Here is an 11,839-nt window from a genome sequence, read left to right on the forward strand (position 1 = left end):
ATGAAGAAATATATAGCCTTAATTATTTTCGGTATTTTGTGGTTTATTGGATGCTCTAAAACGGCTTCAAAATACCTCTTTGAGCATAATATTGTTCCTGATGATTATAGATATGGTGATTTGTACAGACTTTCTAATTTAAAAGAATTCCGGGTTTTAGTGCCTCATTGCGATGCTGATTTTCAGGGTCAAAAATCAGAAGTAACACTATATTTGGCAGGCGATAGTTTTACTGAAGAAGGTAGGTTAGAAAGTGACAATTTTGCAACTAAAAATTATATCCGAGGTTTTGTGGCTGAACCGAATAAACAATTGCAATTGAGTGCTGGAAAGAAAATATTAGTAATAGAAACCGTAGAAAGGCATTTTAGAGAGCGTTTTCAAGCTCCTTGGAAAAACTGGGATGTTGTATTTCAGGATACTTTAATAGTCGAAAAACCACTAAAAGAACGATTGTTGGCTTTAGAAGTTCCTTACAATACACAAAGGCATGAGTCAGTGCTTTTTAGCTCTGATTTTGTTTTAACAATAAAAGAGTGGAAATCTTGGATAAATCTTAAACTATTTGATAAAACTGATGATAAAGTAAAACTGTTTAATGGAAATCTTTTCTATTATTTGGACGTAAATCCTGGGATTAGCAGTGCTTTTGATGAAGTGAAAAATGAGGAGATTGCTTTGATGGTTAAGAACATCAATCTTACCTATGCATATTATAAAAATCTGGGATTTGATGAGGTTTATCTTTCTATAATTCCTAACAAAACTAGCATATTAGCCCCAGAAATGGGAAAATATAATCATTTAATAGAAAGAGTGGAAGCCAATCAAGATTTGAAAATGCCGATAATTAGCGTATTTTCTGCTTTCGAAAACAAAAATTATTACCTCAAAAGCGACTCTCATTGGAACTGCGAAGGACAGAAAATTTGGGTTGATAAGGTGAATGAGAAAATCCTAGATTTGCAATAATGTCCTTGCGTAAGCATCTAAATTGTGGGTTTTGCGATAGTTTTGCCCATCAATTTTGATCGTTTCTTTATTTTGCAAATAACGCTCTATTGTATTTTTAATTTCTGAAATATCATAAGGGTCTATCACATCTCCAAGTTTGTATTTAGCCACCAATTCGGCCATTACCCCATTGTTTGACACTACACAAGGTTTATCATGATTAGCAGCAATGCCAACTATACCGCTTGAGCCAAAAAAGTTGATATTCATTCTCAAAATCAAGTCAGATTGAGCAAAAGTACTTTCCATTTCTTCATCAGATACAAACTCGTCTTTTAGTATCATCTGGTATTTTGCATCAGATTTTTTCAATGTTTCAAGTTTTTCAGCGTAACCTTCTTTAAATCTTCCAATTACTAAAAGACTAATTTTAGCTGCAATTTCAGGTTCAAAACTATTTAATGCGGCAATGATGTTCTCGTTGTTTTTACGTTCGTCCATATTACCAAATTGTAGCAATATGATATTTTCTGAAGGAATGTTATATTTTGCTCTGAGGTCGAATCCAGGAATTTGTGGATATTCAAAATAAGGATCAGGCAAGGTAAAAAATCTAGGTTTTTGGGGATTGTTTAGCAAAGTTGGCATTTGCTCGTCATTTAGAATTAAAACCCTTTTTAGATTTTTATTCAATAAAGCAAAATCCATCGTTAGCTTTTTCTGAAGTTTAGTTCTAGCGTTTAAAAGCTTAGATTTTAAGGTATTATATTCAGGTAGCATTCTAGAATATGGCCTAAACCAAATCCCCGCGATACTGAAATTGGTCTTTTTTCTGCCAATTTCCACTTGATAAGGATCTAATTCCATCAAGATTACTTCATTTATGGAATGAGATTCAGTAAAAGAATTGATGGCTTTCCATTCTGCTGCAGCTTTTAATAGAAAACTTTTTGAGCTATTAATAATTTCTTGTTCATCAGCTGTTAGCGAGTGTATTTTGATATTTTCGGCTGTCGAAACAAGTTTGAATTCCTTAGTAAAATTTGTGAGAATAAAATAGCTATTTTGAGTTTTGTAGCCCTCTAGATACTTTATCAAGTTATTGACAAAACCATACTTATGGCCGTCCAGTTTTATATTGAGGTCTGTTATTAAAATATTCATCAATCGCGGTACACATTTTTAGAAGGTATTCTAAGTAGCAACAAAAATCCTATAAAAAACGCAACCATCAAAAACAAAATAGAGGTTCTCATGCTGCCAGTGTACGAATTTAAGAAACCAAAAATAAATGTTCCAGCCATAATAGAGGCTTTTTCTAGGATGTCATACAGTGAAAAATATGCCGCAGTATGACCTACTTCTTCAGGAATAAGCTTTGCATAAGTAGATCTTGAAAGCGACTGAATACCACCCATAACCAAACCTACCACGCATGCAATTATATAAAATTCATTAGCAGAAGTTGTAAAATATGCTCCAAGTGGCACTAAAAACCAAATTGCCACTTCAATTTGCAAGGCTCTTGAATTACCCAATTTTCTAGATAAAAAAGAAGCCAAATAACTCCCTGGGATAGCAACCAATTGTATCAATAAAAGCGTGGCTATTAATCCATCACGAGGTATTTTAAGTTCGCCTTCTGCAAATAAAGTAGCCACGTAGATTACGGTCATAACTCCCAGGTAATAAGTAAAATAGGCCGTAAGGAACTTGGTCAATATTTTGTTTTGTCTAACTTCAAGAATTACATCCCGAAGGCCTAAAATTCCTTTTTTGATCCATGAAAATTGAAAAGGCTTGCTCTGGTCTTTTGGCAGGAAATAGAAAGGGATTTGAGCAAAACCCAACCACCAAATGCCTACTGTCAAAAATGCGATTCTGGAAGTAAGACCAGAGTCAGAATCCGCTTTGCTTAAACCAAACAGTTCTGGTTTAAGGATCATTAATAAGTTGAAAACTAATAAGATAACACTTCCAATGTAGCCAAAAACAAATCCTCTTGCAGATAGTTTATCATAGTTTTCTTCGGTAGCTATTTGAGGTATAAATGAATTATAAAAAACCACACTTCCTCCCCAACCAACGATAGAAAGACCAAAGGCAATCATTACAGTGTCAAGATTTCCTTTCGTGAAAAAAAAGAAATAAGCACAGGAAGCGGCACCTAAATAACAGAAAAACTTCATGAACATTTTCTTTCTGCCTGAGTAATCAGCTATAGACGTTAAAATGGGTGATAATAAGACCAATGTTAGGGCCGCAGCAGAAATAGTGTAGGTATAGAGCGTATTGTTATTTATCTCAAAACCAAAGAACTTTACTATTTCGCTTCCATTTTCTCCAACTGCCGTTGCATGGTAATAAATAGGGAATATGACAGTTGTGATTACGAGATTGTGAACAGAATTTGCCCAGTCATACATGGACCACGCATTCCAGATTTTTTTATTGTTAATATAGTTCATTCTGTAATTTAAATTAGGGTTGGGTTCAAAAATAGCTGATATTTTTTTAAGAATTTAGAAAATGAAAAAAATCTATGTTTTTAAAAAAAAATTAAACTTAAAAATGGACTTTAAAATCAGATTTTCACTTTTGAAAATACATAAAAACATTCTGTGGCAATCTGCTTACAGCGTTCGTCGTACATTTTGGTTTCCTCCGGCGTGTCATCAAATGTTTTAGGATCGTCATATTTTGTGGTAACTCGCAATTCTGCTCCAAATACAATAGGACAAGCTTGGTCTGCACTTGAGCATGTCATTATGGCACAGAATCCATTTTGGGGGTTTGCCAAATCATCAAATTTTTTTGAAAAAGCCTCTAACGCTTTGCCATTTTCATCAAATTTTATTTGATATAAAGGATTCGCACTTTCTGTAGTTTTTATAACCTCAAAGCCAGCTCTTTTTATTGCCGCTACCGATCGTTCGTTAAAAGCAGTAGCTTCAGTACCGCCTGAAAAAGTATTTACGTTTTTTATTCCATAAAATGCCGCCGCTGTAGCAGCCCAAATTTGCCCGAAATGGCTTCTGCGTGAGTTATGGGTGCAGATGTATATCAGTTCGGCGGTTTTACCCCTTTTTATTTTCTGTTCTACAAACTCTGCTATTTTTTCTAAAAGGACTTTTCTTTCTAGAGATATTTTAGAGAAATCTAAAATATTTGATTCAATATAATTTTCGAGATTTTTGAACATATTTTATTGTTTGAATTAAGAAATTAGATGTCGCTTTTTTGGGTACTATGCAAAATTACAAAGCAAAGTTTGATTTTTTAGAAAAGTACTTTTAAAACGGACTATGTGACTTTTGTCATTTTAAAATGTTTTCTGTTATGTACTTTTGTTTTTAATGAAAAAATCAAATATGAAGTTAATTTTTAAGATACTCTTGTTTTTTGTACCTATCCTAAGTTTTTCTCAAAGTGTTAAAAGTATTGGTTCAATGACAGAAATGGGAAAGGAGAATTTTGCTCCTCACATCAAACTTGACACTATATCCAATAAAAAACATCTGTTTGCTATGGGACCTTATGATCGCATGCGAGGCGAAATTACGGTTTTTGACGGAAAGCCATTTTATAGTTCTGTAAATGAAAATGGGGAGGGAATCGTATCGGCAAACTGGAATATTGTTTCGCCGTTTTTTGTATATGCCAATGTGGATAACTGGCAAGAGATAAAGGTTTCAGCAAGTTTAAGTTCTGTGGATGAGGTGCAAAAATTGGTTGCTGAAACTGCCTCAAAATATGGTTTTGATTTGAAAAAGCCTTTTCCATTCAGGATTCGAGGAGTTTTTGATGAAATGACTACGCATATTGTAATGCCAAGAAGTGAAGAAATACAAGGATTTCAAACCGGGAAAAAGCAAGCGAATTTTACGAATTTCAATCAAAAAGGAGAGCTTTTGGGTTTTTATTCAGAGGTTCATCAAGGTGTTTTTACTTCTAAAAATAGTTTTGTTCATGTACATTTTTTAAGTGATGATGAAACCAATATGGCACATTTGGATAAAATATCAGTTCCTCTTACTGAATTAATAATATTATTGCCATCAGAAAATCAATTTCCTAAGTCCGCAGTTAACGATACTGATTTTTCGAAAGGTAGACTCGGGCATATTCAAAACGTGACCTTGGATGATGTTCAAAAAATGCATGGGCATCTTTGTGATGGCTTGGTCGAAGGTTATATGGCCCTAAATCTTGCTTTAGAAAACCTTTATGTTGGGCAAGCTTTTGATAGAACCAATACCAGAATAGTTAGTAAATCCTCTCCTTGCTTGACGGATGTTGCAGCATATTTAACAGGTGGTCGATACCAGTTCAATACAATGTATGTTGACAATAACATTGATGGAATGTTTATAGTCCAAAGAATTGACAATGGTAAAACGGTTTTAGTAAAAAGGAAACAAGGGATAAAACCGGCGTTGATTGACCAAATGGGGGCAAAGGCAGTGAAAAATGAACTTTCGGCTTGTGATTTAGATAATCTGCAAAGTATTGAAAATCAATATTCAAAAGACCTGCAAAACGGAAAGGCTATTGAATTGTTTGAGATAATTGAAGTGAGTGATTTTAACTGGAAATCACCTCTGAAAAAGACTTTTGTGAAAACTGATGTATTGAATAAAAATATGATAAAATGTGGAGAATAAAAATTTAGATTTAATCTTAGTTAGAAAAACAAAAGCCTTTATGGAATAAGCTTCGGTGTGTTTATTTTCGTAATTTTAACATTTATGGCTAAATAATATTGAAAATGTTCAATTAGCAGCGTTTTGTGTTAAGGTTTTTTTTCAATAACATTGATTCTAAGCACAAATTCGCTAAATTTACTGATACTTTATCAGAAAAAATTGTTTAGCCCAGAAAACGCCCTTTATAAAAAACTTGAGATACTGATAGACAGTAATCTTGAAAATGAGCATCTTTCGTCAGATTTTATCTGTCAGGAGCTAGGAGTTAGCAGAACTAAGTTGCACAGAGTTCTGAAACAAAATACGCAGTTTTCTTTTAGTCTTTTTATCCGTAAAAAACGAATAGAAAGAGCCAAAGTAATGCTGATGAATACTGAAATGCGGATTTCGGAAATTGCAGATGCCGTCGGCATAAATACCCATCAGAATTTCACAAAGTATTTCACAGAAGAATACGGCACCAATCCAACTGAATTTAGGAAAAACATCGTTTTGCCAGCTGCTACTGAAACTCTACAGAAATCTATCGCTGTACTGCCTTTTGTGAATATGAGCAATGATACTGAGCAAGAGTACTTTAGTGATGGTATTACAGAGGAAATTATCAATGTCTTAGCTCAAATAAGCTCCCTGAAAGTCGCAGGGCGAACTTCAGCATTTTCATTTAAAAACAAAAACTATGATTTACGCCAAATTGGTTCTTTGTTGAATGTGAATTATCTGCTTGAAGGTAGTGTAAGGAGGTCTGGCAGTATACTGAGAATAACTGCTCAGCTGATAGAGGTTCAGAGTGGTTTTCATTTATGGTCAAAGAAATATGATTGCGAGTTGAGGGATATTTTCGAGATACAAGACGAAATCTCATTGGCAATTTTGGAGGAAATAAAAGTGGAATTGCTAGGTGAAAAAGAAATTGTATTACAAAAAAGAGACACAATAAATCCTGAGGCTTATCAACTTTATTTGCATGGTCTTTTTTATGTAAATAAGTTTTCCAATACAGAAACTTTCAAAATGGCAATAAGTTATTTTGAAAAAGCTTTGTTGCTGGAGCCCAATTATTTGGAATGTCATGCACATTTAGCCTCTTGCTACATTTATCTCTGGTTTTTCTCACAAGTGGCTCCAGTTGATAGTGTAGAAAAAGCAAGAATGGCATTGACAAAAGCTTCTAGTATTGATGCCGAAAATGCAAATTTGTTGATTCAAAAAGGACATTTGAAAACGTGGTACGAGTGGGATTTGCTTTCAGCAAAAGAATTATTTGAACGAGTTATTATTGATATTCCGACTTCTGTTGACGCTCTCATGCAATATGCATTGTGTTTAACTTTGCTAGAGCAGCATGATAAGGCAATTTTAAATTTGAAAAAGGCCATTGAAAAAGATCCATTCTCAGGAATTCTTCAGATGACATTAAGTTGGTGTTACTGGCATCAAGGTGATTTTGAAAATGCCGAAAACATTGCTGATAAATTACTAGCTATGAAACCTCACTTTTGGGGAGGGCAGCATTTGAAGGCACTTTGTTTATTAGAAAGATTTAGCTTGGATGAGGCTATCGGTTTTGCTCAGAAGGCAGTTGAATTGTATCCTAGCAGTATGAATTATGCTCTTTTGGCACATATCTGTAATTTTTTGGGAGATGCCAAAAAAGCAAAAGAAATTGAGGGCATAATAGTAACCAATATTGATAAATTTCCAGTTTCTAAGTTTGATTTGGGACATTTAAATGTGGCTTTGGGTAATTTGGACAAAGGCCAGCAATATTTTCAAGAAGCTCTCGATACCCATGAAAGTCGTATTTTGTTTATTCATAAAGCTTACCGAAAAGCCAAGATTTTTAAGCTTCATCCCCAATTTCAACACTTTTTCGAAGCTATTGATAAAGTAACCAAACCTAGCGTTTTTTAGCACCGATTCTACCTCAGAAAAGCCTTTTGAAACAATAGACTAAACTTTTGGAACAATAGACTAAGTTTCTGAAACAATACGAACAAGCCTTAAATGAGCTAAATGTTAGTTTTGTGGTATAAATTTTATTACCATGAAAACAGAAACCTTAGTCCACATTGGCAGCAGGAAAAATATTTTGCCAAGAGAAATATTAAAACTTGTTGCCGATGTTAATTACACCATTGTACATCTTGATGATGGCTCCAAAATTTGTACTGCAACTAATTTAGGCACAATCGAAAAACGCCTTACTCATCTTTCTTTTTTTAGAGTTAATCGCTCAATAATTATTAACCTGGATCATTTGAATAAGTTTAAAGTGTGCTGCCATAAAGACAAGGCTCTTAAACCTTCGCATAAGCACCAGAATATAGTAATGATTTCACGCAGAAGAATGGCTGCTTTTGAAGCATGTGTTAATGCTTGATTTCAGCTTTTTAAAAACCTTTTAATTTTATTGATATGAAAAGATATTTTTACGCACTTCTGATTACTTTGTTTTTGGCAAATTCGGGTTTTGCACAAATGGAAATACTTCTTCCAGATTTATTCTTTAGGGGACCAGACAGAGTACTAATTGAAAGTATTGGCGGGAATTTAGGCCAAACTGGATCTCATACAGGTACGGCAACAGACGGGAATGATATCATAACCAATGCGGGAGCTATAGGACAGGCTTTTGCCACTACACCTACTGAAAAATTACTTAAAGCAACAGCAGGACAAACTCAAAGAGTTAATATATACTTTGATATTCCAGTAGTAGAAGGATGGAAATATTATATAAATGGTGCAAACGAAGACAATGCTGTTATAAATGGAGGAATTGGCAAGAATGAACAAGGTTATGCTTATGATGAATACATTACTGTAAATAAAGGTACTGGGCTTAATTTAGCTAATGGAAGACGATTGGTCGTTTACAGCGGAGAATTTATATTTCCTGTAGGTAGAACACAAGCTTGGTTGGTTTTCGGTTTTAAAATAAACAGAGTTTTTGACCTTGGAAATGGATCTCAAATAGACCTCTCGACCTACCATACCATCGTTCTGCCTTATGTAGTTGAAGGGGTGAGTATTAATTTATCAGCACCGAATGCCGTAACTCGGTTAGGCACCTTCAGGGAGCCGGCGGTACCACATATGATACTACATAATCCTCCCGGAGATATGAGTTCTACCACTTTTCAGACATCCACGAATACTTGTCGTGAAATCAGTCAGTCGTTAGCTAACGACGAATCTACGAGTGCGAACCTGAAACTAACCTTAGGAATTGCGGGTTCGGCGGGTTTATTTGTCACAACAAATTTTGAGTTTTCGGCGAGTATTTCTGGCGGTGTTGGTGCAGGTGCATCTACTGTAAGTTCTAATGGTAGTCAAAGCTGCCTCACTGTTCAACGTTCTATTTCAACACAACCAGGATCGCCTGCCAATGAAGGCTCGATTTACATGGGGTATTCTTCCGAAATTGCCTACGGCTTATTTCCCGTAGTTAAGATAAAACCGGGTCCTAACATTTCGGTCGTTAAAGACTCCGCCTTGATTTTTGCATCTGTGCCAAATTCGGCGGTAGATTTTTACTACACAAAAGCTGATATCCTGAGGGATATGCAGGAAAAACAGTTGATTGCGGATACTGCAACCGATAATGGTGTAAAGTTTCAAGCCCTGGCTCAGGTAGATGTTTGGCGGCAGGTATTACGCAATGATAGTTTGAATATCAATAATCCTAGTAATGAAGTAATTGCCGGCGGACTTAACGGCAATGGAGTAATTTTTACGGGAGGGCAAGGGCCAAATCCGCTCTCTACGTCAAGGACAATCTCCAATTCAGAAACCATTGAAGTCAGTAATTTCATTGAAGGGAGTTTTGGGGCAAGTTTCGTGGCTAAATTCGGTGGTTCTGGTGTTGAAGGTGGCTTTGAGTTCAAGACCAGACGTACCATGGGGCAGTCAGTAAATGTTAATTCAAGTTCGGATGTTACGGTGTCTTACAACTTACAAGATGACGATGGAGGAGACCAATTCACGGTTAAGGTAGTGAAAGACCCAACTTACGGGACACCCATATTTTTGTTAGATTCATTGGGTTCGAGAACCTCCTGCCCTTACGAGGGAGGAATTCAACGAGACCTACCTAAATTAGAAATAAACGGAAGTTCGCTTCCTAACATTACCGTGTCGAATGTTTCATTAGGTAATGCAGGTAATTTTAAGGTTAAAATATGTAATAATTCCGCTGAAGTAAGAGATTATGGCTTTGGCTTTGTGAATGAATCCGTTATGAGCGATGTATTCATATCAAGTACTGCTGGCACTGGGTCTTCACCTTTTGGCGAGAATATCACCAAGCTTGGCTTAATAACTGCAATTCCACCTAATGGGGGATGTAAAACCACAGTCTACGATGTCAATGTGGCACGCAGGTTTGCCAATAGTCCCATGTCTTACCCCAATATTGAGTTCGTTACATTTGCTGAGTGCGAGCCAAAAATCAGATCAAGTATTTTTGCGACCGTAAACTTTGCAACTCCGCCGCCGCCAACTAATGTGTCGGCAAGTACTAAAGAAATATGTGCAGGAACACCTGTTCAATTAACTGGCAACTGTCCGGTGGGGGTGCCAACTTGGTATGACGACCCAACGGGCGGGTTAGAACTTGGTACAGGTTCAACCTTTAATGTTACCCCTGCTTCTAATACTAATTACTACCTTGGCTGTGTAGCCAACTTTTATAATCGAGATCGTATAGGAACAGGCGAAATATTTGTAACCACACCCTTTCCTACTTTAAATTTAACTTCTGATTTAAGCTTCAATGCTTTACAGATAGCCAATACCACCCTCACTGCAACCAACAAAATCATTGACCCTTCACGAGTAACCTATAAGGCAGGAAATTCACTTTTGTTTAATCCCGGCTTTGAGGCGAAAAGCGGGAGTAATTTCTTGGCGAAGATTGGAGGTTGTGCGAATTGAAAAAAGTGTGCTGTTCATTCATTAACTCAAAAATTCAACTTTACTATGAAAAAGATTTACATTTTAGCCTTACTCTTGGTTGCAGGAATTGCTCAGGCCCAAATATCATCCAACGGCACCGCCAACGGTTCAATTACCATCACCCCCAAAGGCCTACAGGGAAGTTCAAATTCTACAGCTGAAGGAGCTAACCTTGCACTTGGCTCGAATGCCTTAAAAAATACTATTTACAACAGTGCAGTTAATATAAGAGATGGGAGTAGCAATACTGCCGTTGGAGATTCATCGCTTTTTGCAAACATATCGGGTTTCCAAAATACAGCTTTGGGAGATTTGACCCTTCAAAAAAATGTAACTGGTGTTACTAATACCGCTGTGGGTTACGCCTCCCTTAATGCTAATGTCGACGGCACTCATAACACAGCAGTTGGGAATTTATCCTTGATTAATAACACATCGGGTTGGAGAAATACGTCAATTGGGAATACAACACTTTTCGACAACACAACAGGAGCCTTTAACGTTGCCCTCGGAAACTGGGCCGTTAGAGGTAATAAAGAGGGTAATTATAATACAGGTATAGGTAGTTTTGCACTTCAAAAAACTATTGCGGGATCAAATACCGCAGTGGGAGCTTTCGCACTTCAAAATGACTCACTAGGGAATTTAAATACTGCTGTGGGTAATTCGGCTGGTTTTACAATCAAAAGTGGAACGGGTAATACTTTCCTTGGTTTTGCCGCCGATGCTACTATCGAAAACTTTACAAACTCAATGGCTTTAGGTTTTAACACCAAAGTAGACGCCAGCGATAAAGTAAGAATCGGAAACGCAAATGTGACTGTTATAGAGGGGCAAGTGGCTTGGAGCAATCCTTCTGATCGGCGTTTAAAAGAAAACATTATTTACACCAATAGATTAGGTTTAAATTTTGTAAATAGCTTACAAACAGTTTCTTACAACTACATTGCAGATAAAAACAAAACCCGATACGATGGTTTTATCGCTCAGGATATTGAGATGCTAATGACAGATTTAGGCATCCCGTTTAGCGGTCTGAAAAAATCTGATGATGGGATGCTTTCGCTTGCGTATTCTGATTTTGTAATGCCACTCGTGAATGCCATTCAGGAACAACAAAAGCAGATTGAAGACTTGAAAAAGCAAGTTGATGAAACCGCCGATATAAAAAGAAGACTCGAGCAATTAGAAGCGAAATTGATGAACTAAACATTATTTAT

At 36.2% G+C, this 11,839-nt stretch carries 9 protein-coding genes; 6 read left to right on the top strand and 3 right to left on the bottom strand.

What is annotated here, in order from left to right:
* On the top strand, positions 1-972 hold the full coding sequence (locus tag EGI22_RS23765; RefSeq protein ID WP_255071204.1) for a hypothetical protein: 972 nt from the start codon (positions 1-3) through the stop codon (positions 970-972).
* Here EGI22_RS23765 and EGI22_RS23770 read toward each other — a convergent pair.
* From EGI22_RS23770 to EGI22_RS23780, 3 genes are all read right to left on the bottom strand, one after another.
* On the bottom strand, positions 958-2,118 hold the full coding sequence (locus tag EGI22_RS23770) for a glycosyltransferase (protein WP_255071205.1): 1,161 nt from the start codon (positions 2,116-2,118) through the stop codon (positions 958-960). The two genes, EGI22_RS23765 and EGI22_RS23770, sit on opposite strands and share 15 nt — an antisense overlap.
* On the bottom strand, positions 2,118-3,422 hold the full coding sequence (locus EGI22_RS23775) for an MFS transporter (protein WP_255071206.1): 1,305 nt from the start codon (positions 3,420-3,422) through the stop codon (positions 2,118-2,120). The genes EGI22_RS23770 and EGI22_RS23775 overlap by 1 nt, the downstream gene beginning before the upstream one ends.
* Positions 3,423-3,538: 116 nt before the next feature.
* A complete protein-coding gene (locus tag EGI22_RS23780) occupies positions 3,539-4,156 on the bottom strand; it encodes a protein-tyrosine-phosphatase (RefSeq protein WP_255071207.1) in 618 nt (205 codons plus the stop codon).
* Between the two features lie 169 nt (positions 4,157-4,325).
* Between EGI22_RS23780 and EGI22_RS23785 the strand changes: the two genes are divergently transcribed.
* From EGI22_RS23785 to EGI22_RS23805, 5 genes are all read left to right on the top strand, one after another.
* Positions 4,326-5,618, top strand: coding sequence for an FmdE family protein (locus EGI22_RS23785; protein WP_255071208.1), 1,293 nt, complete (start codon positions 4,326-4,328; stop codon positions 5,616-5,618).
* 201 nt (positions 5,619-5,819) lie between these two features.
* Entirely contained in the window at positions 5,820-7,574 is a 1,755-nt protein-coding gene (locus tag EGI22_RS23790) for a helix-turn-helix domain-containing protein (protein ID WP_255071209.1), read from the top strand.
* A 133-nt stretch (positions 7,575-7,707) separates the two neighbouring features.
* Positions 7,708-8,043, top strand: a complete 336-nt coding sequence (locus tag EGI22_RS23795) for a LytTR family DNA-binding domain-containing protein (protein WP_255071210.1) — start codon at positions 7,708-7,710, stop codon at positions 8,041-8,043.
* Between the two features lie 35 nt (positions 8,044-8,078).
* Positions 8,079-10,598: a 3-coathanger stack domain-containing protein gene (locus tag EGI22_RS23800; RefSeq protein ID WP_255071211.1), complete on the top strand. Its 2,520-nt coding sequence runs from the start codon at positions 8,079-8,081 to the stop codon at positions 10,596-10,598.
* A gap of 45 nt (positions 10,599-10,643) precedes the next feature.
* Positions 10,644-11,828 (top strand): tail fiber domain-containing protein, encoded by a 1,185-nt coding sequence (locus EGI22_RS23805; protein WP_255071212.1) that lies wholly within the window; start codon positions 10,644-10,646, stop codon positions 11,826-11,828.
* Positions 11,829-11,839: the final 11 nt, after the last annotated feature.

The sequence above is a fragment of the Lacihabitans sp. LS3-19 genome, assembly GCF_024343575.1.
In the GTDB taxonomy this organism is placed as follows: Bacteria; Bacteroidota; Bacteroidia; order Cytophagales; family Spirosomataceae; genus Leadbetterella.